Origin of the sequence: Duganella sp. CF517, from assembly GCF_900110275.1 — a bacterium.
Taxonomy (GTDB): domain Bacteria; phylum Pseudomonadota; class Gammaproteobacteria; order Burkholderiales; family Burkholderiaceae_D; genus Rugamonas.
This window is the reverse complement of the sequence record NZ_FODC01000007.1, coordinates 309740-331759: the sequence shown is the minus strand read 5'-3', so window position 1 is coordinate 331759 and position 22020 is coordinate 309740. Positions and strand designations below refer to the sequence as shown.

17 protein-coding genes are annotated in these 22020 nt (G+C 66.6%); 7 read left to right on the top strand and 10 right to left on the bottom strand.

What is annotated here, in order from left to right; all coding sequences use genetic code 11:
* From BMX85_RS25425 to BMX85_RS25415, 3 genes are all read left to right on the top strand, one after another.
* On the top strand, positions 1 to 363 hold a 363-nt coding region (locus BMX85_RS25425), incomplete at its 5' end, for an alpha/beta fold hydrolase (protein WP_143068064.1).
* A 97-nt stretch (positions 364 to 460) separates the two neighbouring features.
* The gene (locus BMX85_RS25420; protein WP_090325417.1) at positions 461 to 3085 is read left to right on the top strand and encodes a sensor histidine kinase; all 2625 of its coding nucleotides are present in this window, start codon (positions 461 to 463) and stop codon (positions 3083 to 3085) included.
* Entirely contained in the window at positions 3082 to 4080 is a 999-nt protein-coding gene (locus BMX85_RS25415; RefSeq protein WP_090325415.1) for an HD-GYP domain-containing protein, read from the top strand. The genes BMX85_RS25420 and BMX85_RS25415 overlap by 4 nt, the downstream gene beginning before the upstream one ends.
* A gap of 34 nt (positions 4081 to 4114) precedes the next feature.
* On the opposite strand, the gene BMX85_RS25410 is transcribed toward BMX85_RS25415, so the two are convergent.
* From BMX85_RS25410 to BMX85_RS25370, 9 genes are all read right to left on the bottom strand, one after another.
* Entirely contained in the window at positions 4115 to 5335 is a 1221-nt protein-coding gene (locus BMX85_RS25410) for an aminotransferase class I/II-fold pyridoxal phosphate-dependent enzyme (RefSeq protein WP_090325413.1), read from the bottom strand.
* A gap of 108 nt (positions 5336 to 5443) precedes the next feature.
* Complete coding sequence (locus BMX85_RS25405; protein WP_090325411.1) at positions 5444 to 6877, bottom strand: sensor histidine kinase; 1434 nt, start codon at positions 6875 to 6877, stop codon at positions 5444 to 5446.
* Positions 6870 to 7601, bottom strand: a complete 732-nt coding sequence (locus tag BMX85_RS25400) for a winged helix-turn-helix domain-containing protein (protein ID WP_304529061.1) — start codon at positions 7599 to 7601, stop codon at positions 6870 to 6872. The genes BMX85_RS25405 and BMX85_RS25400 overlap by 8 nt, the downstream gene beginning before the upstream one ends.
* Positions 7602 to 7821: 220 nt before the next feature.
* The gene (locus BMX85_RS25395) at positions 7822 to 8973 is read right to left on the bottom strand and encodes a glycosyltransferase family 4 protein (RefSeq protein ID WP_090325409.1); all 1152 of its coding nucleotides are present in this window, start codon (positions 8971 to 8973) and stop codon (positions 7822 to 7824) included.
* A 43-nt stretch (positions 8974 to 9016) separates the two neighbouring features.
* A complete protein-coding gene (locus BMX85_RS25390; RefSeq protein ID WP_090325460.1) occupies positions 9017 to 10183 on the bottom strand; it encodes a glycosyltransferase family 4 protein in 1167 nt (388 codons plus the stop codon).
* 5 nt (positions 10184 to 10188) lie between these two features.
* Complete coding sequence (locus BMX85_RS25385) at positions 10189 to 11109, bottom strand: GDP-mannose 4,6-dehydratase (protein WP_090325458.1); 921 nt, start codon at positions 11107 to 11109, stop codon at positions 10189 to 10191.
* A gap of 10 nt (positions 11110 to 11119) precedes the next feature.
* Positions 11120 to 12163 carry a GDP-mannose 4,6-dehydratase gene (gmd, locus tag BMX85_RS25380; RefSeq protein WP_090325407.1) on the bottom strand — a complete coding sequence of 348 codons (1044 nt, stop codon included), beginning with the start codon at positions 12161 to 12163 and terminating at the stop codon, positions 11120 to 11122.
* Between the two features lie 222 nt (positions 12164 to 12385).
* The gene (locus tag BMX85_RS25375) at positions 12386 to 14704 is read right to left on the bottom strand and encodes an NADP-dependent malic enzyme (RefSeq protein ID WP_090325405.1); all 2319 of its coding nucleotides are present in this window, start codon (positions 14702 to 14704) and stop codon (positions 12386 to 12388) included.
* A gap of 273 nt (positions 14705 to 14977) precedes the next feature.
* Positions 14978 to 15679: a glycine-rich domain-containing protein gene (locus tag BMX85_RS25370; RefSeq protein WP_090325403.1), complete on the bottom strand. Its 702-nt coding sequence runs from the start codon at positions 15677 to 15679 to the stop codon at positions 14978 to 14980.
* A 503-nt stretch (positions 15680 to 16182) separates the two neighbouring features.
* On the opposite strand from BMX85_RS25370, the gene thiL reads away from it, so the two are divergent.
* On the top strand, positions 16183 to 17151 hold the full coding sequence (gene thiL, locus BMX85_RS25365) for a thiamine-phosphate kinase (protein WP_090325400.1): 969 nt from the start codon (positions 16183 to 16185) through the stop codon (positions 17149 to 17151).
* Here the strand turns inward: thiL and BMX85_RS25360 are convergent.
* Positions 17136 to 19742 (bottom strand): EAL domain-containing protein, encoded by a 2607-nt coding sequence (locus tag BMX85_RS25360; RefSeq protein ID WP_090325398.1) that lies wholly within the window; start codon positions 19740 to 19742, stop codon positions 17136 to 17138. The genes thiL and BMX85_RS25360 overlap by 16 nt on opposite strands.
* 303 nt (positions 19743 to 20045) lie before the next feature.
* Here BMX85_RS25360 and BMX85_RS25355 point away from each other — a divergent pair, with 303 nt between their 5' ends.
* From BMX85_RS25355 to BMX85_RS25345, 3 genes are all read left to right on the top strand, one after another.
* Entirely contained in the window at positions 20046 to 20552 is a 507-nt protein-coding gene (locus BMX85_RS25355) for a CinA family protein (protein WP_229210660.1), read from the top strand.
* Between the two features lie 124 nt (positions 20553 to 20676).
* Positions 20677 to 21429, top strand: a complete 753-nt coding sequence (locus BMX85_RS25350; protein ID WP_090325396.1) for a P-loop NTPase family protein — start codon at positions 20677 to 20679, stop codon at positions 21427 to 21429.
* Between the two features lie 6 nt (positions 21430 to 21435).
* Positions 21436 to 22005 carry a hypothetical protein gene (locus BMX85_RS25345; protein ID WP_090325394.1) on the top strand — a complete coding sequence of 190 codons (570 nt, stop codon included), beginning with the start codon at positions 21436 to 21438 and terminating at the stop codon, positions 22003 to 22005.
* The last annotated feature ends 15 nt before the right edge of the window (positions 22006 to 22020 follow it).

Below are 22020 nucleotides of genomic sequence, written 5' to 3'. Positions count from 1 at the left end.
TTGTACCTGGACATCGCCTCGGGCCCGTTCTACGGCTACAACCGTCCCGGCGCCAAGCCGTCGCAAGGCATCATCAACGCCTGGTACGCCCAGGGCATGCAGGGCGGCCACAAAAACACCTACGACTCGATCAAGGCGTTCTCGGAGACCGATTTCCGCGACGACCTGAAAAAGTTCGACAAGCCGACGCTGGTGATCCACGGCGACGACGACCAGATCGTGCCGATCGACGCCGCCGGCAAGGCCTCGGCCGCCATCGTCAAGCACGCCAAGCTGATCGTCTACCCGGGCGCGCCGCACGGCCTGACCGACACCCATAAGGAAAAGTTCAACGCCGACTTCCTGGCCTTCGCCAAGTCCTGACAAGGCGCGAAACAACAGTTCGCCAAAAACCGCCTTCGGGCGGTTTTTTATGTGATATGGTCGCCGTTGCGCCGGACCAGACAGCACCCGCTATCACATGAATATCCACTTACTACAGCACCTGTTCTCGCCGCCGGACGATCCGTCGCTGATCAACTACGGCACCTATTCCCCCCCGCTGGTCGCGCTCTCCATCCTGGTTGCCATCTTTTCATCATGGATGGCTTTGCAAGTGGTGGGCCTGGCGCACGCCAGCACCAGCCGGGGCCGCGCCCTGCGCATCGTCATGCTCGGCAGCGGCAGCCTGGCGCTGGGCTGCGGCGTGTGGGCCATGCACTTCATCGGCATGCTCGCCTTCAACCTGTGCACCGTGGTCGATTACGATCCCGGCACCACGCTGCTGTCGGTGCTGCCCAGCCTGGGCGCCTCGTGCGTCGCGCTGGCGATCATCAGCCGCAGCCAGCTGACCACCGCCCCTTTGCTGACCGGCGGCCTGCTGGTGGGCGCCGGCATCGGCGCCATGCACTACACCGGCATGGCGGCCATGCGACTGGATCTGGCCCTGCGCTACGACCCGCGGATGTTCGCGCTGTCGATCGTGGTGGCCGTGGTGCTGGCCACCTTGGCGCTGTGGATACGTTTCGGCCTGCGCAACCTGCGCGGCCGGCTGCACCGCCACGTGCTGGGATTGATCAGCGCCAGCGTGATGGGCTGCGCCATCGCCGGCATGCACTACACCGGCATGGCGGCGGCGCGCTTCGTCGGCCGGCTGCCCGCCGGCGCCGTGCCGGAACAACGCGGCATCTACCTGGCGCTGGCGATTACCCTGATCACGGTCGCCATCACCATCTTCATCATGTCGGCCAACGGCCTGCTGCGCTACCGCGAACTGTTCCGCCAGAAAAGCGAAAGCGAAAGCTGGATGCGCGCGCTGCTCACCACCACCATCGACGGCGTCATCACCATCGACCGCGCCGGCACCATCCACGAATTCAATGTCTCGGCCGAGCGCATCTTCGGCTGGACGCGCGGCCAGATCGTCGGCCGCGATATCCGCCTGCTGATGGCCGACCAGGAACGCGCCGAACGCGAAGGCCTGCTCAAATACCTGGGCGGGGACGCCGCCACGCTCACCACCAAGGGCCGCGAGGTGCTGGGCGTGCGCAAGGACGGCGCCATCGTGCCGATCCGGCTGGCGGTCGGCCACGCCACGCTGGCCGAGCGCGATCTGTTCGTGCTGTTCATCACCGACATCACCGAGCGGCGCGCCATCATGCAGGCCTTGCGCGACAGCGAGCTGCAATTGCGCTCCCTGATCGGCAACATCCCCGGCATCTCCTTCCGCAGCAGCATGGAGTTCGACGCGCCGCCGCTGTTCATCAGCGACGGCATCGAGCGCCTGACCGGCCACCCGGCCAGCGATTTCACCGGCGCCGGGCGCACCCGCAAACTGAGCTCGCTGATCATGCCCGAGGACCGCGCCGGCGTGGCGGCCGAGATCGGGCGCAGCATCGCCGCGCTGGCGCCGTACAAGGTCGAGTATCGCATCGTCCACGCCGACGGCGGCACCCGCTGGGTATGGGAAAACGGCGCCGTCACGCGCGACGAGGACCGGCCCGAGATCGTCTGGATCGACGGCGTGATCCTCGACATCACCGAGCGCCATCAGATGGAGCAGGAACTGCGCAAGGCCAAGGAGATCGCCGAACAGGCGGCGGCGGCGCGCGCCAGCTTCGTCGCCAACATGAGCCACGAGATCCGCACGCCGCTCAACGCCATCCTCGGCTTCACCAAGGTGCTGCTCGACACCGATCTCGACGCCAGCCAGCGCCACCAGCTGGGCACCGTGCACAAGGCCGGCCGCTCGCTGCTGCGCCTGCTCAACGGCGTGCTCGACACCGCCAAACTGGACAAGGGCGCGGTGGAACTGGAGAACGAAGACTACAACCTGGCGGAACTGATCGACGAACTGGCGTCCACCTTCGGCGGCAACGCCCGCAACAAGGGCTTGCGCATCGACGTCGACTACGACGCCGCGCTGCCGGCGTGGCTGCACGGCGACCAGCTGCGCATGCGCCAGGTCATCGGCAACCTGGTCGACAACGCCATCAAGTTCACCGAGGCCGGCACCGTCACGCTGCGCGCGCGCGGCGACGACGGTTGCCTGTGCATCGAAGTGCGGGACACCGGCATCGGCATCGCGCCGGAACGGCTGCAGGCGATCTTCGACCAGTTCACCCAGGCCGACGCCTCGATGACGCGGCGCTTCGGCGGCACGGGGCTTGGCACCACCATCAGCCGCCAGCTGGTCACGCTGATGGGCGGCCGGATCTGGGCCGAGAGCACGCCGGGCCAGGGCGCCATTTTCCACGTCAGGCTGCCGCTGGAAGCGGCGCGCGACCCGCACACCCGGCACGCCGGCGACGCCCTGCAAGGGCCGGCGCCACCGCCGCCGCGCACCGCCGCCGGCACGCCGCCGGCCGCCTACGACGCCGCCCTGGTGCGCGCCAAGGCCGGCCAGCTGCTGCCGGCGCTCAAACGCGGCGAATTGAACGACGCGGCGCTGGCGGCGCTGGCGGCGGGCATCGGCGGCGCCGGCGCGCCGGCCGCGCTGACGCGCCAGCTGGCCGACATCGAAAACGCCTTGAATGAATTCGACTTACCGCTCGCGCACGCGACACTGGAAGCCATGCTGGAGAGCCTGGCGGAGGAAAACCCATGATCACCACACACCAACCGAACATGCCGCTGATCCTGGCGGTCGACGACGAGGCCAACAACCTGCAGCTGCTGCGCCACATCCTGCAGGACCATTACCGCCTGCTGTACGCCAAGGACGGCGCGCGCGCGCTGGAGCTGGCGCGCCAGGAACTGCCGCAACTGATCCTGCTGGACGTGATGATGCCGGGGATGACGGGCTACGACGTCTGCCGCGCGCTCAAGGCCGATGGCGCCACCGCCGACATCCCGGTCATCTTCGTCACCGCGCTGACCGAGGGCGAGGATGAAGTCATCGGCTTCGACGCCGGCGCCGTCGACTACATCACCAAGCCGGTCAACCCGGCGATCGTGCGCGCGCGCGTGCGCACCCACCTGTCGCTGGTGCGCGTCGACGAACTGAAACGCACGCGCCTGGAGATCGTGCAGCGCCTCGGCCTGGCCGCCGAATACAAGGACAACGAGACCGGGCGCCACGTGATCCGCATGAGCCACTACTCGCGCATCCTCGGCCTGGCGCTGGGCATGGGCGAGGCCGAGGCGGACGACCTGCTGCACGCGGCGCCGATGCACGATGTCGGCAAGATCGGCATCCCCGACAGCATCCTGCGCAAACCGGGCCCGCTGGACGCGGATGAATGGAAGATCATGCAAACGCACGCCGCGATCGGCGGCGAAATCATCGGCAAGCACGCGCACGGCATGCTGGCGATGGCGCACCAGCTGGCGGTGACGCACCACGAAAAATGGGATGGCAGCGGCTATCCGAACGGCCTGGCCGGCGAACAGATTCCGCTGGTCGGGCGCATCGTCGCCATCGCCGACGTGTTCGACGCGCTGACGTCGGCGCGGCCCTACAAGGAGGCCTGGCCGGTGGAGCGGGCGGTCGAACACTTGCTGCAGCAGCGCGGCAGGCATTTCCAGCCGGAGCTGGTCGACCTGTTCCTGAAACAGATGCCCGCGCTCCTTGAGATCAAGGAGCGCTGGGCAGAGCATTGAGTGGTGAAGGCGGCGCGGCCGCCGGGAGGGGACGTCAGGCCACCAGGCGCAGCTCGCGTCCCGCCATGCGCGCCATCACGGCGACCACGTGGTCGATCTGCGCCCGGGTATGGCCGGCGTTCATCATGAAACGCAGGCGCGCCTGGCCCACCGGCGCGGCCGGGAACTGGATCGCGTCGACATGGACGCCCTCGCGCCGCAATTCGATCGCGTAGCGCTGGCAGGTCTCGGCGTCGCCGATCAACACCGGCAGGATCGGCGTCTGCGTCGAGATGATGGTGTAGCCCAGCGGCGCCATCTTCTCGATGAAATAGCGCTGGTTGTCCCACAGGCGCTGGCGGCGCTGCGGCTCCTGCTCCAGCAAATCGAGCGCCGCCAGCAGCGCCGCCGCCTGGTCCGGCGGCGGCGGGCAGGTGAAGCCGTAGGCGGAACTGGTCAGGCGGATCACGTCGGCGACGTCGCGCTCGACGGCGACGAAGCCGCCGATCGAACCGAGCGCCTTGCTCAATGTCCCCATTTGCATGATGTTCTCGCTGTAGCAGTTGAAATGCTCGGAGGTGCCGCCGCCGTTGGCGCCCAGGATGCCGGTGGCGTGGGCGTCGTCGATGTACAGCAGCGCGCCGTAGCGCTCGGCCAGCGCCACCAGCTCCGGCAACGGCGCGATCGTGCCCTCCATGCTGAACACGCCGTCGCTGACGATCAGCGGCGTGGTGCCCTCCCCGGCGCCGGCCTTGAGCAGCGCTTCCAGGTGGTTCATGTCGCAGTGCCGGTAGTTGTAGCGCAGCGCGCCGGACATCTGGATGCCTTCGCGGATGCTGATGTGATTGAACTCGTCCGAGTAGTAGGCGTACTTGTGGCGCTTCTTGGTGCGGAAGCCGTGCAGCCGCGCCAGCGTGGCCGCCTTGACGATCGACGACAGCACGCCGATGTTGGTCATGTAGCCGGTCACGAACAGCACCGCGTCGCTCTTGTGCTTGAGCGCCCCGAGGCGCCGTTCCAGCTCGCGGTAGACTTCCAGGTCGCCGCCCAGCAGGCGCGATTCGCAGTTGCCGACGCCGTAGCGGTCCAGGCCCTGCTTGGCCGCCGCCACCAGGCGCGGGTGGTTGGCCAGCGCCAGGTAGTTGTTGGTGCTGAACGAGACCACGGTCTCGCCGCCGGTGACGAAGGTTGGATCGGGCAAGCTGCCGTGCACCAGCGAGTCGTGGTGGATCGGGTGGTGTTGCAGCCAGTGGGCGATGTCGCTTAAATCATGCATGGTGATGGAGAGTCGAGTGAGCGTGAATCCATGATAGGACCACGCGCCTCTCCGTAAGATTGCGGCCGCATTACAGGTAGGATAGCTTGGCGCCGCGCGCCCGCGCCGTCACCCCGGCGCCAGCGGCAGCAGGATGCGCGCGACCAGACCGGGCGCGCCGTCCTCCAGGGTCAGCGAACCGCCGTGCGCGGTGGCGGTGGCGCTGACGATGGACAGTCCCAGGCCGTTGCCGGGCAGGTGGCGGCTCTTGTCGAGGCGGTAGAACCGCTGCGTCACCTTGCCGCGCTCCGCCTCCGGGATGCCGGGGCCGTTGTCGTGGATGGCGATCGAGGCGCGGCCCTGGTGCAGGCCGGCGCGCACCCGGATGGCGGCGCCCGGCCCGGCGTACTTGATGGCGTTGTCGAGCAGGCTGGCGACCGCGCTGGCCAGCAGGTTGCGGTCGCCGTCGACGTACAGCGAGGCCGGCGCGTCGACCGTCAGCGCGATGCCGCCATCCTCGGCGATGGCCTCGTACATCTCGCCGATGTCGGCCACCACCCGTCCCAGGTCGAGCCGCTCGAACAGGCGCGCGCGCATGCCCGATTCGGCCTCGGCGATCTGCAGCAGGCGCTCGAACAAGCGTATCAGGTCGTCGATGTCGTCGATGGCGTCGTGGGCGGCGCCGGCCAGGCGCGGCACCGTCATCTCGTGGCGCAGCGCGTCGTCGAGCCGGCCGCGGATGCGGCTCAATGGCGTGCGCAGGTCGTGGGCGATGGCGTTCGAAACGTGGCGGATGCCCTCCATCAGCAGCTCGATGCGGTCGAGCATGCGGTTGATGTCGCGGTTGAGCAGCGCGAACTCGTCGCCGCCGGAGACCGGAATGCGGTGACTGAGGTTGCCCGCCTCGATCTGGGCGGCGGTGCGGCGGATCTCGCCGAGGCGCCCCTCGATGCCACGGCGGAACAGCAGCGCGCCAGCCACCGTCAGCAGCAGCGACACGCCGGCGCCGGCCAGCAGCGCGCGCCAGATCACCTCGCGCACCGCGTGCTGCTCGCTCAGGTCGCGCCCGACGATCAGCAGGCCGCCGTCGGCCATCGGCCGCAGGTACAGGCGCGCCGGCCGGTCGTGGCCACTGCGCTTGACGACGGTGGTGAGCATGAGCGCGCGGCGCGGCGGCGCGGCCCCGGCGCCGGCCGGCACGACATCGAGGTTGCCGGCGGCGGGCACGCCGTTGCCGGTGAGGAGCTGGAATATCTCGCGGTCGCTGTCGACGCCGTCGGCCAGCTGGCGCCGCACCTCCTCCACCAGCGCGCCGTGGCCGGGGAAGCGGGCGTGTTCGATCAGGCGCTCGGATTGCGAGACGATCTTGCCGTCGAGGTTATCATCGAGCACGCCGATGGTGCCGCTGTAGAACACCGCCGACACCACCACGATCGAGAAGGTGCCCAGCAGGCCGTAGCCCAGCGCCAGCTTGGCGGCGATCGAGGCCCGCCCGAGCGGCCCGAAAGGCCGCCTGGCCGGGAAACCGCCGGAAGCGGCGGACCTGGTCGGGGAATCAGCCAAGCGCGGGCCTCGTCCCGTCGGCCGCCGCGTCGGCCGCGCCGGCGCCCATGCGGTAGCCGACGCCGCGCAGCGTGTGGATCAGCATGACCGGGAAATCCTTGTCCACCTTGGCGCGCAGGCGGCTGATCTGGACGTCGATGACGTTGGTCTGCGGGTCGAAGTGGTAGTCCCACACCGATTCGAGCAGCATGGTGCGGGTGACGACCTGGTTCTCGTTGCGCATCAGGTACTCGAGCAGCCGGTACTCGCGCGGCTGCAAGGTGATGACCTTGGGGCCGCGCGTGACGCGCATGGTGCGCAGATCCAAGGTCAGGTCGGCCACCTGCAGCTGGGTGCTGTCGGCGCCGGGGGCGCTGCGCCGCAGCAGCGCCTCGACCCGCGCCAGCAGCTCGGAAAAGGCGAAGGGCTTGGACAGGTAGTCGTCGGCGCCGCCGCGCAGGCCCGTCACGCGGGCGTCGATGGTGGTCAGCGCGCTGACGATGATGACCGGGGTCTGCTTGCCCAGCGCGCGCAGCTTGTCGACGATGGACAGGCCGTCGATGCGGCCCGGCAGCATGCGGTCGAGGATGATCAGGTCCCACTGCTCGCCGGTGGCGTAATCGAGTCCGTCCGGACCGGTCGCGCAAGCGGTGACCAGATAGCCCGCTTCGCGCAGGCCCTTGCAGATGTAGTTCGAGGTTTCTACTTCATCTTCGATGACCAGGCAGCGCACGCGGTTCTCCATCATATTGGGGCGATGGCGGTATTCTACCCGCTTGCGGTAAGGGAGGCCGGGAGCGCCGGCGACGGCCCGTGGCCGGGTGGTGAACCCCCGCCCGGACGACGTCGTTGCGTCGCACAGGGGGTGGCGCCATCTTGGTAGCGCCATCGATGAGGACCGTCGGCAGGGCGCGGAGTTCGGTGACCATGATAGCCGCCGGCGCCCGCCGAAGCCTTGCGCTAGATCAAATTGCGCGGTCGCGCGGGGCCGGACGCCTGCCATTGTGGCGCGCCGCCAACTCGCGGTACAACGCGTGGTAGTTCTCGGCCATGCGTTCGGCGGTGAACAGCTCCCAGTAGCGCGCCTCGGCCCGGCGGCCCATTTCGGCGGCGCGTTCGGGCTGCTCCCACAGCAGGCGCATGGCGCCGCTGAACGCTTGCGGGTCGTCGGGCGGCACCACCAGGCCGGTCTCGTTGTCGATGTTGATGTAGGTGGTGCCGGTGCCGATCTCGCTCGAGATCATCGGCTTGCCGAACATCGCGCCCTCCAGCAGCGAGATGCCGAACGCCTCCGAGCGCAGGTGCGACGGGAACACCATCGCGTAGCACAGCCGCAGCAGCGCGATCTTGTCCTCCTCCTCCACCGCGCCGACGAACGTGACGTGGGTCAGCCCGAGGCGGGCGGCGTGCTCCTTGAGCTCCCGCTCGATCGGTCCGGCGCCGACGATCACCACCGGATAATCGATGTTGGCCATGGCGTCGAGCAGGATGTGCAGGCCCTTGTAGTAGCGCAGCACGCCGACGAACAGGAAGAAGCGCTCGCCGCAGCGTTCGCGCCATTTGTCCATCACCGCCGCCGACGGCTGCGGATAAATGCTTTTATCGAGGCCGTAGGTGATGGTGCGGGTCTTGTGTTCGAAGCGCTTGAGCACCGGCGACGAGGCCAGGTAGTTCGGCGAGGTGGCGATGATGGTGTCGACGCTGCGCAGGAAGCGGCGCTTGAGCGGGCTGTAGACGCGCAGCAGGTTCTTCTGGCGCACGATGTCCGAGTGGTAGGTCACCACGCTCGGTTTGTCGATGCGGGCCATGAAATGGGCGATGTCCATGAACGGCCACGGAAAGTGGTAGTGGATCACGTCGGCCTTGCGCGCCAGGCGCGCCAGCGCGCGGATCGCCGCGAAAGAGAAGCCGGTCGAGGCGATCTCGAAGTCCATGCGCACGCGGTGCACGGTGTGGCCTTCGAACTCGATGCGCGCCGGGCCGCGGTCGCGGGTCAGGGTCAGCACTTCGTTGGTCACACCGAGGCGGCCGGTTCCCACGCACATCTGGCGGATGACTTGCTCGATTCCGCCCCAGCTGTCGGGGTAGTAGGTCTTGTAGAAATGAAGGACGCGCATGGCTTGTGGTCGGGCTGCTCGGCGCAGCCGGGGTTATGTGGCGTTAGTGTGACAGGACGTCATGATACACGGCGGCGGTGCGCCGGGCCGCCTCGTCCCAGGTCAGTTCCAGCGCGCGGCGGTGGCCGGCGGCGACCAGGCGCTGGCGCAGCGCGTCGTCGCGCGCGATGGACGTCATGGCGGCGGTCATCTCCGGCACCGACAGCGGATCGAATTCCAGCGCCGCGCCCTGCGCCACTTCCGGCAGCGAGGTGGCGTTGGAGCTGGCCACCGGCACGCCGCTGGCGAAGGCCTCGACCAGCGGCAGGCCGAAGCCCTCGTACAGCGACGGGAAGACGAAGGCGCCGGCGCCGGCGTACAGGTGGCGCAGCTGCCCGTGGTCGGTCAGCTTGTCGAGCCAGACGACGTTCTCGCCGCGCTGTTGCGCGGCCTTGATCCGGTCGACCAGCTCCTCGCTGCGCCAGCCCGGCGCGCCGACGATGACCAGCTGGCGCGCCGAACGCAGCACCGGCGGCAGCGCCAGATAAGCGTCCAGAAGGCGCGCGATGTTTTTACGCGGTTGCAGCGTGCCGACGAACAGGAAGTAGCCGGGCTGCAGCTGGTACTGCGCCAGGGTCGCGTCGCGCGCTTCGGGCGCCGGGGCGTCGAACCATTCGGCGCCGACGCCGTGGTGCACCACGCTGATGCGGCGCTCGTCGACGCCGAAGCATTCGACCAGTTCGCGGATCGAGTAGCGCGAGCCGGTGATCACATGCTGCGCCTTGCGGGCGGCCTTGACCTGCAACCAGTTCTTCAGGCGCCGCATCTTCGGATTGCACCACTCGGGATGGGAAATCGGCAGCGCGTCGTGCAGGGTCGCCACCACCGGGCAATCCATGCGCACGATACGGTAATCGGTGGCGTGGAACAGGTCGAGCGGCGGCGCGTCCTTGCCCATCGCGCCGCTGGCGTGCAGGTGCACGCCGGCCGGCAGGATCAAGTCGCCCAGGGTCGCCAGCGGAAACGACAGCGGCAGCGCGCGGCCCACCGTCAGGCGGCCGGCGTCGCCCGGCGGCGCAAAGCTCAGCGGCAGCACCTCGCAGCCGGCGCCGGGCAGATGGTCGAGCAAGGCGCGGCTGTAGACGCCGATGCCGTCCAGGCGGCCGCCGGTGAGCACCGGTTCGACGGTGGTGGTCGACAGGCCGACGCGCAGCCGGGGCGTGGCGCCCACGGCGCTCAAGCCTGGTACATCCAGCGCAGCGTGTCGGCCAGCGGCACGCTGTCGACCGGGCCGGTGACGGCGGCCAGGCGGCTGTTGTCGCCGACCAGCCGCACCACTTCGTTGGCGCGCACGAAGGCCGGGTTGACGTGGACGTTGATCTGGTAGCCGGCGATGTCGGCCATCATGTCGAGCGCTTCGCCGAGCGAATAGGCCTGGCCCGAACAGATGTTGAACGTCCGGCCGGCGGCGGCCGGCGCGGCCAGCAGGCGGCGGTAGCTGCGCGCCACCATGCGCACGTCGGAGAAGTCGCGCCACACGTGCAGGTTGCCCAGCTCGATGTCGGCGGCCTTGCGGCGGAAGTGCGAGACGATTTTCGGCAGCAGGAAGTTCTCGTGCTGGCCGACGCCGGTGTAGTTGAACGGACGCACCACGATCAGCGGCAGCTTGTCCTGCCACAGGCGCGCCATGTATTCCATCGCCAGCTTGCTGACGGCGTAATCGTTGGCCGGCGCCGCCGGGACGTCCTCGCCGATCACGCCGACGTCGGTGTTACCGTAGATATTGGCGCTCGACGCCAGCAGCACCGCCGACGGTTTTTTCGCAAGGCCGGCCAGCGCCTCGAGCAGGTTGCGGGTGCCGGCGACGTTGACGCGGTAGATCTGTTCGACGTCGCCGTGGCCGACGAAGGCGATGGCGGCCAGGTGCGCCACCACGTCGGGCTGGACCTGTTGCACCACGGCGGCCAGGCCGGCGCGGTCGTTCAGGTCGACCGGGTAGCGGCCCTCGGCGGGCGCGCCGTCCGGCGACACGGTGCCGAAAACCTCGTAGCCGGCCGCGCGCAGCTCCTGCTCCACGTACCGCCCGGTGAAGCCGGACAGGCCGGTGATCAAGGCCCGTTTGCCGGTGCCTTCGCTGCCCTCGAGCGCCGCCGTCACCGCGTTCACCTTAGAAGGAGAAGCCGGCTTTGTTGCGGCGCAGGTCGGCCTCGACCATCATCTGGCACAGCTCTTCGAGCGTGGTCTTGGGCGTCCAGCCCAGTTTTTCGGTGGCCTTGGCCGGGTCGCCGATCAGCAGCTCGACTTCGGCCGGACGGTAGAACTTCGGATTGACGCGCACCAGCACCTTGCCGGTTTTTTTGCAGGTGCCGATCTCGTTGTCGGCCGCGCCACTCCACTCGATGGCCACGTCGATCGCCTTGAAAGCCATGCTGACGAAGTCGCGCACGGTCTCGGTGCGGTTGGTGGCCAGCACGAAGGTGTCGGGCTCGTCGGCCTGCAGGATGCGCCACATGCCTTCGACGTATTCCTTGGCGTAGCCCCAGTCGCGCTTGGCGTCCATGTTGCCCAGTTCGAGCACGTCGAGCAGGCCCAGATGGATCTTGGCGACCGAATCGGTGATCTTGCGGGTGACGAACTCACGGCCGCGCAGCGGCGACTCGTGGTTGAACAGGATGCCCGACGAGCCGAAGATGCCGTAGGACTCGCGGTAATTCACGGTCATCCAGTGGGCGTACAGCTTGGCCACGCCGTACGGGCTGCGCGGGTAGAACGGGGTGTCCTCTTTTTGCGGCACGGCCTGCACCTTGCCGAACATTTCCGAGGTCGACGCCTGGTAGAAGCGGATCTTCGGATTGACGATGCGGATCGCCTCGAGCAGGTGGACCGGGCCGACGCCGGTGATCTCGGCGGTGGTCAGCGGCTGGTCGAACGACACGCCGACGAAACTCTGGGCGGCCAGGTTGTACACCTCGTCCGGCTGCACCGTCTGCATCAGGCGGATGCTCGAGGCCAGGTCGGTCAGGTCGTACTCGACCAGGCTCAGGTTCGGATGGGACTGGATGCCCAGTTCCTCGATGCGCCAGAAGTTGACCGAGCTGGTGCGACGATAGGTGCCGGTGACCTGATAGCCCTTTTCAAGGAGCAACTCTGCCAGATACGCGCCATCTTGGCCGGTGATGCCCGTAATGAGGGCTTTTTTTGTGTTCGTCATGGTGTGTGGCTGCAAATTGTAGGATAAAAATTGTCCGGTATTGTAACAGGCTCGTAACATGGCGCGGCCCGCGGCGGCGCCGACATTACATAAATTACATCCTGTTACAGCGTGCCGGCGACACGAAAAACCGGCCCGGCTCCTGGCGGAACGGGACCGGCTTCAGCGGCCCGCGCCTGGCGGGCCGTCACGGCTGGAAAGGGTGGCTCGGACTAGGGCGGCTTACACCTTGCGCTGGGCCACCGAGTCGACCACGCACAGCGCGGTCATGTTGACGATGCGGCGCACCGTCGCCGACGGCGTCAGGATGTGCACCGCCTGGGCGCAGCCGAGCAGGATCGGACCGACCGCGATGCCGTTGCCGGCCGCCGTCTTGACCAGGTTGTAGGCGATGTTGGCCGAGTCCATGTTCGGCGCCACCAGCAGGTTGGCGTCGCCGGTCAGGGTCGATTCGGGCATGATGGCGTGGCGCAGTTTCGAGTCGAGCGCGGTGTCGCCGTGCATCTCGCCGTCGATCTCCAGGGTCGGATCGAGCTTCTTGACCAGCGCCAGCGCGGCGCGCATCTTCTGCGCAGACTCGCTGTTGGACGAGCCGAAGTTCGAATGCGACAGCAGCGCGGCGCGCGGCGACAGGCCGAAACGGCGCATCTCCTCGGCCGCCATGACGGTGATGGCCGCCAGCTCGTTGGCCGTCGGGTTCTCGTTGACGTGGGTGTCGACCATGACGAGCTGGCGCTCCGGCATGATCAACACGTTCATCGCCGCGTAGACGCAGGCGCCCTCGCGCTTGCCCAGCACCTGGTCGATGTAGTGCAGGTGCAGCTGGGTGGTGCCGAAGGTGCCGCAGATCATGCCGTCGGCGTCGCCCTTCTTGATCATCATGGCGCCGATCAAGGTGTGGCGGCGGCGCATTTCCAGCTTGGCGTATTCCTGCGTCACGCCCTTGCGGCTGGTCATGTCGTAGTAGGTCTGCCAGTAGTCGCGATAGCGGTCGTCGTGGTCCGGGTTGATGACGTCGAAGTCGACGCCGTGCTTCAGGCGCAGGCCGAACTTGGTGATGCGCGCCTCCAGCACGGCCGGACGGCCGACCAGGATCGGGCGCGCCAGCTTCTCGTCGACGATGACCTGCACGGCGCGCAGCACGCGCTCCTCTTCGCCCTCGGCGTAGACGATGCGCTTGAGATCCATCTCGGTCTTCTTGGCCACCTGGAACAGCGGCTTCATGAAGGTGCCGCTGCGGTAGACGAATTGCTGCAGGCTGTCGGCGTACGCTTGCAGGTCCTTGATCGGACGCGTCGCCACGCCGGAATCCTCGGCCGCCTTGGCCACGGCCGGCGCGATCTTGATCAGCAGGCGCGGATCGAACGGCATCGGGATCAGGTACTCGGGGCCGAACGACAGGTTGGTGAAGCCGTAGGTGGTGGCGACGATGTCGGACTGCTCGGCGTGCGCCAGTTCGGCGATCGCGTGGACCACGGCGATCTCCATCTCGCGCGTGATGGTGGTGGCGCCGCAATCGAGGGCGCCGCGGAAGATGTACGGGAAGCACAGCACGTTGTTGACCTGGTTCGGATAGTCCGAACGGCCGGTGCAGATGATGGCGTCGCCGCGCACGGCCTTGACGTCGTCGGGCAGGATTTCCGGATTCGGATTGGCCAGCGCCAGGATCAGCGGGTTCGAGGCCATGGCCTTGACCATGTCCTGTTTGAGCACGCCGCCTGCCGACAGGCCGAGGAAGATGTCGGCGTCGGGGATCACTTCGGCCAGGGTGCGGGCCGAGGTGTCGCGCGCGAAGCGTTCCTTGTCCGGGTCCATCAGCTCGGTGCGGCCCTTGTAGACCACGCCGGCCAGGTCGGTGACGTAGATGTTTTCCAGCGGGAAGCCGAGGTCGACGATCAGGTCCAGGCAGGCCAGCGCGGCCGCGCCGGCGCCGGAGACCACCAGTTTGCAGTTTTTGATGTCTTTGCCGACGTACTGGATGCCGTTCATGATGGCCGCGCCGACGATGATGGCGGTGCCGTGCTGGTCGTCGTGGAAGACCGGGATCTTCATGCGCTCGCGCAGCTGGCGCTCGATGTAGAAGCACTCGGGCGCCTTGATGTCTTCCAGGTTGACGCCGCCGAAGGTCGGCTCGAGCGAGGCGATGATGTCGACCAGCTTGTCCGGGTCGAGTTCGTTGATTTCGATGTCGAACACGTCGATGCCGGCGAATTTCTTGAACAGCACGCCCTTGCCTTCCATGACGGGCTTGGCGGCCAGCGGGCCGATGTTGCCCAGGCCGAGCACGGCGGTGCCGTTGGTGATGACGGCCACCAGGTTGCCGCGCGCGGTGTATTTATAGGCGGCGGCCGGGTCGATGACGATTTCTTCGCACGGGGCGGCCACACCAGGGGAGTAGGCGAGCGCCAGATCGCGCTGGTTGGTCAGTTGCTTGGTCGGCGTAACGCTGATTTTGCCTGGGGTCGGGAACTCGTGGTACTCGAGCGCGGCGACGCGCAATTGTTGACGAATTTCTTCTTTTTTCTCAGATGACGAATCCATGCTGTGCTGCCTTCCTGTTTGTGCGGTCGGAAAGCCTACGATTTTATCAGACCAATTCTTTCATTTAAGTAGGTATTTTCACCAACGATGATAACGGTTATTGGCAGAATTTATGGTTCCCGATGGCAATTGACCGAATTTTTGGTGTTTTTAGCGGCTTTAGGCTATCAATAGCTTCAACATAGTAACATTTCCTCATTTATTCAGTTTGGCTATTGATATCCGACAATTGATTGGGATTGACAATATTTCGGCGGCGCGGCTCATCGCTGCTCAGTCGCCACCGCAGCCACCGCCGCACCCGCCCCCGCAACCTGCACCACAGTCGACCCCGCCGCCGCAATCGTTTCCACTCCAATCATCTGCTGTCACTGAGTCGAGGCCCAGATCGGCGGCCCAATAAACGCCGGTCGTCCCGCCCGCGCCCAGCGCAGCCACCTGGCGCATGGTTTCGCCACAATCCGGTAGGTATACGAAGCCGTTCTTGATCTTCAGCGTTCCGTCCAAGGCGAACAGCAATGGAAGCCGGGTGGGCTTTTTGTGGTTGATGCGTTCCTGCTCGCAGACGAGCTTCCAGGTGCGTCGCAAGCCTTTCTGGGTCTTGCGGCCAGCACCGGCGGCGTGCGCCGGCGTGTGGTGCAGCGTTTTACCGAAGGCGCGACGGCAGAATTGTTCGTAGAGCCGCGTGGACAGGATCATCTCATGCCAAAGATCGTCGGCGACTTGCGAAGGCATCGCTAGAAAATACCTACGGCGTTCGTGGTGAGCCAGGAAGAACTGACGGAGTCCCCGAACGACTGTTTCGCAATCGGCCGTCGATAAATGTGGGTGACGCGCGCGCAGCACGTTCAGTAGTTCCGGCGGTGGCATGAAGTTTTGGATGAACTCCTTCCGGCTTCGATTCCTGCTGCTCTCGTAGTAAATCACGCAAGCAGAAAGCACCAAGGCGGCGCCTAGACAAATGACCATTTCCATGTCCCATCCCCTTAGCTTTAAGCGCAACAGCAATATTCGGTTTCACCGCGTACCGGCACCATGCGCGCGCACGACTGTCCGTGAGGTTTCCGCATGGCAACCTTAACTCTAAGTCGTCCTGAACGAGCGGCGAAATCGCAAACATTGCGTCTGCGCTTCTAACATCGCCCCGCGACGCCCGTACTGACGGCGAGCCATTCAAGATGAACTTGTGGCCTTACTGTCCAAATTGCGGAGCTGCAGAACCGTCGTCATGGCAGATGACAGAGCCTCCGAATTCGTAGATATCGAGATTCCTCTAACTGCGCTATGTTCGGTTAAGTACTGAACCCTTATCGTCCTAGTCAACCTTGTGTCGCCGTCTGAGCTTGGCGGATTACGCTACGCTAATCCGCCCTACGTGGTTTAGATCGTGCTTGCTTTGACTGCCTTTGTGTAAGTTCGCCTGACAGCCGCGTCTCTCATTTTTGTGCCCTTCCGTGCCCGGCTGGGTACAATAAGCCATGATCTCCGAATTCGACCTCATCAAGGAATACTTCCAGCGCCCTCAGCAACCGGGCCGGGCCACGCTCGGCATCGGCGACGATTGCGCGCTGCTTACTCCCACGCCCGGCATGCAGACGGCGATTTCGTCCGACATGCTGGTCGAGGGCCGCCACTTCTTCGCCGGCGAGGACGCCTATCGGCTCGGCCACAAGAGCCTGGCCGTCAACCTGTCCGACCTGGCGGCGATGGGCGCGCGGCCGGTCGGATTCACGTTGGCGCTGGCGCTGCCGTCGGCCGAACGCGCCTGGCTGGCCGGCTTCTCGCACGGCCTGTTCGCGCTGGCCGACGCCTTCAACATCGAATTGATAGGCGGCGACACGACCAAGGGGCCGCTGACGATCTGCATCACGGTGTTCGGAGAGCTGCGTCCGGGCCAAGCCTTGCGCCGCAGCGCCGCGCAAGCGGGCGACGATATCTGGGTCTCCGGCACGCTGGGCGACGCGCGCCTGGCGCTGGCAGGCTACCGCCTTGAACAAACCATGGACGCGGCGGCGCTGCACACGGCCGCCGTGCGCATGCACACGCCGGTGCCGCGCGTGGAACTGGGCGCCGTGCTGGCCGAACAGGGCATCGCGCGCGCCGCCATCGATATCTCCGATGGCCTGGTGGGCGATCTCGGTCATATCCTGGCGATGTCGAACGTGGGCGCCACCTTGAACGTGGACGCGCTGCCGCCCGGCGAGGCGCTGACGGCCTTCCCGCAGGCGCTGCGGCGCGCCTACACCGCCGCCGGCGGCGACGATTACGAGTTGTGCTTCACCGCGCCGGCGTCGGCGCGCGCGGCGGTGATCGCGGCCGCCGGCAGCGTGGCCACGGCGGTCACGCGCGTCGGCAGCATCGAGGCGGCGCCGGGGCTGCGCCTGGTGGACGCCGCCGGCGCGCCGCTAGACCTCCAACTCGCCGGCTTCGATCACTTCACGTCCTGAAGCGCGGTCACATCCTCGTCCGGCTGCCCCACCCTGCGCCCGCTGCCGTGCATTAGCCAGTAGTGGTGGAACGCCAGCCGGATGTTGTCGCGCAGCTGCGTGTCGTCCCACGGCTTGGTGTAGAAGCGGTAGATGGCGCCGCGGTTGACCGAGTCGAGCACCGCGTCGAGCCCCATGTAGCCGGACAGGATGATGCGGATCGTCTCGGGGTACATGTCCTTGACCTGGCCGAGGAACTCGGTGCCGTTCATGCCCGGCAGGCGCTGGTCGCACAGGATCACCTGCACCGGATGCAGCGCCAGCAGCTCGAAGGCTTCGTCGGCCGAACCGGCCGTCAGGATCTGGTAGCCGTCGCGCTGGAACAGCTGGCCGAGCGACCATAAAATATCCGGGTTGTCGTCGACGATGAGCAGCGTTTGCGCCGGCTGGTTGGGCGCGGCCGGATCGACCGGCAGGCAGCGGCCCGATTCGACCAGCACCGCCATGTCGGCCGGCGCCACCGGACGGCTGAAGAAGTATCCCTGGATTTCATCGCAGCGGCTGCGCCGCAGGTATTCGAGCTGCGCGCGCGTTTCCACGCCCTCGGCGATCACCCGCAGCTTAAGGCTGTGCGCCATGCTGATGATGGCCGTGGCGATGGCGGCGTCGTTCGGATTGGTGGTGATCTCGCGCACGAAGGCGATGTCGATTTTGAGCTTGTCGATCGGGAAGCGCTGCAGGTAGGCCAGCGACGAGTAGCCGGTGCCGAAATCGTCGATCGAGACCTTGATGCCGATCGCCTTCAGATTGGTCAGCACCATGATGGTGCGCTCGGCGTTGGACATCAGCGCGGTTTCGGTCAGCTCCAGTTCCAGCAGCTCCGGCGGCACCTCGTGGCGCACCAGCGCCGAACGCACCACCTGTTCCAGGTCGCCCTCGATGAACTGGCGGCTGGCGACGTTGACGGCCACGCGCACCGGCCCCACGCCGCTCCGGTTCCAGGCGCCGATCTGCTTGCAGGCGGCGTCGATGATCCAGGCGCCGACGCGCACGATCAGGCCCGTGTCCTCCAGCACCGGCACGAACTCGGACGGGAACACCAGGCCGAAGCCGGGCCGCTGCCAGCGCAGCAGCGCCTCGGCGCCGGCGATGGCGCCGGTGTGCAGGTTGACCTTGGGCTGGTAGTACAGCAGCAGTTCGTCGTTGTCGAGCGCGCGGCGCAGCGCCAGCTCCATGTCGAGCCGCGCTAGCACCTGCACGTTCATGCCGGCGGTGAAGAAGCGGTAGCCGTCGCGGCCCGCCTGCTTGGCACGCTCCATCGCGGTGTCGGCGTATTTGAGCAGCGTTTCGGGATCGGTGGCGTCGTCCGGATACATGGCGATGCCGATGCTGGCGCTGAGCACCGCCGGGTGCCCGTTCAAGTCGAACGGCAGGCGCAGCGCCTCGCGCACCTCGTTGGCCGTGTGGACGGCGTCCTGCTGGTCGCGCGGCATCGACAGGATCAGCGCGAATTCGTCGCCGCCCATGCGCCCGACCGTGTCGCGCAGGCGCACGCATTGCACCAGCCGGTTGCTGAACTGGCGCAGCAGCTCGTCGCCGAGCGCGGCGCCGAGCGAGTCGTTGATGTTCTTGAAGCGGTCCAGCGCGATGAACAACACCACGATGCGCCACGATTTTTCCTGCGCCAGCGCGATCGCGTCGGCCAAGGTCTGGAAGAACAAGGTGCGGTTGGGCAGGCCCGTGAGGCTGTCGTAGTGGGCCATGTGCTGCAGCAGTTCCTCCGAGTGGCGCCGCTCGCTGATGTCGCGCGCCACGCCGAGCATGACGGTCGACTGGCCGGGCCGCGTGAGCAGCTGCCAGTAGATCTCCACCGGCACCGACACCAGATCGCGCCGCATCAATTCGAGTTCGGCCAGTTCCGGCGTGCGCGCCTGGCCGACGGCGGCGGCGTAGTCGTCGAGCCGGTGCGCCTGCGCGCGCAGCAGCGCCTGCGTGCCCAGTCCGAGCCGGCTGGCGGTCTGGCCCAGCATCTCGTCGCGCGGGTAGCCCAGCATGCGGCAGGCGCCGTCGTTGACGTCGACCAGTTCGGCCGTGGCCGCGTCGAGCAGGAAGATGGCGTCGGCGGTGGCGTCCATGGCGCTGCGGAAGCGCTGCAGTTCGACGGTCCGTTCGCGCACCGTCTGCTCCAGGCGCACGTTGTAGTTGCGCGCCTCGCGGTGCAGCAGGCGGACCTCGAGCATGTTGCGGATGCGCGTGAGCACCTCGACCGGGTCGATCGGCTTGCTGAGGAAATCGCGCGCGCCCGATTCAAGCGCCTTGAGTTTCAGGTCCGGCTGCGCCGTCACCACCAGCACCGGCAGCCAGGAATCGGCTTCGAGCGGGCGCAGCGCATCCATCACCTCGAAGCCGTCCATGCCCGGCATCTGCAAATCGAGGATGATGAGGTCGTATCGATGCCGGCTGTGCCAGTCGGCCACCACGCGCGAATCGGTGGTGGCGGTGACGGCCTGGTAGCCGGTCGACTTGAGCAGGAATTCCAGCAGCTCCACGTTGACGACCTGGTCGTCGACGATCAAGATGCGTGCGTGAAAAATGTCGGTCTGGCTGATCATGGGCTGCGCCTCCGGTGCTATCGAACCGGCGTTATGGCCGGATCAGTCCGCTTTCTTCCCGCAAGCGACGTCGGCTTGCCAGGCTGGTGCGCGCATCCGCGGTGTTTAGGCTGAGCACGCCACGCAGTGCCATTGAGTGTACGCAAGTTCAAATCGCCGGTCTAATGTTTTTATGCAAAGTTAGGGTTGGTGTTAATCAGCGTGCATCGCTGGCAACGATTGTGATCTGCATGGTACAGTGGCAGCACACCCAGCGGGATATCCCAGCCGGCTCCCGAACGCCGCTTCAGAAGGAGAGTTTACATGACCACCGAGATGCAATCCGATAACGCCACCACCATCCTCGACCTGGCCGCGCAGGTCGGCAAGGCGCTGCAGGACAAGGGCCTGATCCTGGCCACCGCCGAGTCGTGCACCGGCGGCGGCGTGGCCCAGGCCATCACCGAAATCGCCGGTTCGACCGCGTGGTTCGACTGCGGCTTCATCGCCTATTCCAACGCTTCCAAGAGCGAGTTGCTGGACGTGTCGGCCGCGCTGATCGCGCAGATGGGCAGCGTTTCCGAAGAGGTGGCCGCGGCGATGGCGAGCGGCGCCCTCGGTGCGAGCAACGCCCACTTGGCCGTCTCGACCACCGGCATCGCCGGCCCGACCGGCGCCGTGCCGGGCAAGCCGGTCGGCACCGTCTGCTTCGGCTGGGCCAACGCCGACACCGTCCACACCGAGCGCCTGGTGTTCAGCGGCGACCGCAAGGCGGTGCGCGAGCAAACCGTGATCCACGCGTTGCAGGGCCTGCTGCGCTTCATCGACTGACCCTCCCTTCCCCCCGATGGCGCCATCACGCTGTGATGGTTGCCTTCCTGCCACAAAACAATTACTCTCGATGCGTTCGCGCGCGATGGTGCGTCTATTCCAAGCAGATTCAGGGGTGATTTCGATGCAAAACACGGTACATTTTATTCTTCAGGGTAAGGGCGGCATCGGCAAGACCTTGGTGTCGACGATATTGGCGCAGTGGCTCGCCAGCAAAGACGCGGCCGGCGACCTGGAAGCGCAGCGCCAGCCGCTGCGCTGCTACGACACCGACCAGGAGAACGCCACGTTTTCGCGCTACAAGGCGATGGACGTCAAGCACGTGCCGGTGATGACCGACAGCCGCACCATCGATCCGAAACGCTTCGACGCGCTGATGATCGACATCCTCGAAGAGGAAGGCAACTGCGTCATCGACAACGGCGCCAACACCTTCTCGCCGCTGATGGGCTATTTGCTTGAAAACGATTGCTTCGCATTGCTCGAGGAATCGGGCCGCAAGGTTTACATCCACACCATCGTCGGCGGCGGCGACACCTTGCACGACACGGCGATGGGTTTCGTGTCGACCGCCAAGGCCACCAAGGTGCCGCTGGTGCTGTGGGAAAACGAGCACTTCGGCCTGCTGCAGTCGGCGTCCGGCAAGCAGTTCACCGAATCGCAGACCTACGCCGACAACTCGTCGCGCGTGCGCGGGCGCATCGTGCTGTCGGCCCGCAACGCCGACACCTTCGGCGCCGACATCAAGAAGATGAACACGGCGCGCCTGACCGCCAACGAGGTGCGCGAAAGCGACAAGTTCAACGTCATGGAAAAGCAGCGCATCAAGGTGGTGTTCCGCGATCTGTTCGAGCAGCTCGACAAGGTCGAGTGGTAAGCTGCCATGGATCAGCAAAAGCTGCGCAGTCTGGTGTTTGAAAAAACCGGCGTCAAGATCGACATCGACGACCCGATCTTTGCGCTGGTGGCGCTCAACGAAGCGGTGCTGGAGGAGGCGGTCGGGCGGCACATCGCGGCCATCGACGCCGCCTCGCTCGAGCTGACGCAACATGCGCGGCTGGCGGGCGGGCTGCCGCCGGTGGCGGACGCGGCGCGCAAGGCGGCGCCGCTGGACGCGACCAACGAGCCGTCGGCGGCGCCGGCCGCCGCCTCCGCCGGCTATGTGCCCACGCCGCCCGGTCCGGTGCGGCCGATCGCCACGCAGTCGCCGGCGATCACGCCGCGCGAATTGCGCTTGCTGGGGGCGGCCGCCGGCATCGCCATGCTCAGTGCGCTGATCGTCGTCGGCGCGCAGGCGGTGTTTTCCAAGCCGCCGCCGGCACCCGTCATCGAGGCCAAGGCGCTGACGCCGGAGCAGACGCTGGCTTTGCGCAACGCGGAAAAACTGACCAAGGCCATCGAGAAGCTGGAGCCGAAGGCGCGCAACCAGTTGCAGGCGGAGTTGCAGAAGTAAGGAAGCGGCGGACGC

Coding starts and splice junctions, on each gene's coding strand:
- BMX85_RS25420 (WP_090325417.1), top strand. CDS start 461: ATGAATATCCACTTACTACAGCACCTGTTCTCGCCGCCGGACGATCCG.
- BMX85_RS25415 (WP_090325415.1), top strand. CDS start 3,082: ATGATCACCACACACCAACCGAACATGCCGCTGATCCTGGCGGTCGAC.
- BMX85_RS25410 (WP_090325413.1), bottom strand. CDS start 5,335: ATGCATGATTTAAGCGACATCGCCCACTGGCTGCAACACCACCCGATC.
- BMX85_RS25400 (WP_304529061.1), bottom strand. CDS start 7,601: ATGGAGAACCGCGTGCGCTGCCTGGTCATCGAAGATGAAGTAGAAACC.
- BMX85_RS25395 (WP_090325409.1), bottom strand. CDS start 8,973: ATGCGCGTCCTTCATTTCTACAAGACCTACTACCCCGACAGCTGGGGC.
- gmd (WP_090325407.1), bottom strand. CDS start 12,163: ATGACGAACACAAAAAAAGCCCTCATTACGGGCATCACCGGCCAAGAT.
- BMX85_RS25375 (WP_090325405.1), bottom strand. CDS start 14,704: ATGGATTCGTCATCTGAGAAAAAAGAAGAAATTCGTCAACAATTGCGC.
- BMX85_RS25370 (WP_090325403.1), bottom strand. CDS start 15,679: ATGGAAATGGTCATTTGTCTAGGCGCCGCCTTGGTGCTTTCTGCTTGC.
- thiL (WP_090325400.1), top strand. CDS start 16,183: ATGATCTCCGAATTCGACCTCATCAAGGAATACTTCCAGCGCCCTCAG.
- BMX85_RS25360 (WP_090325398.1), bottom strand. CDS start 19,742: ATGATCAGCCAGACCGACATTTTTCACGCACGCATCTTGATCGTCGAC.
- BMX85_RS25355 (WP_229210660.1), top strand. CDS start 20,046: ATGACCACCGAGATGCAATCCGATAACGCCACCACCATCCTCGACCTG.
- BMX85_RS25350 (WP_090325396.1), top strand. CDS start 20,677: ATGCAAAACACGGTACATTTTATTCTTCAGGGTAAGGGCGGCATCGGC.
- BMX85_RS25345 (WP_090325394.1), top strand. CDS start 21,436: ATGGATCAGCAAAAGCTGCGCAGTCTGGTGTTTGAAAAAACCGGCGTC.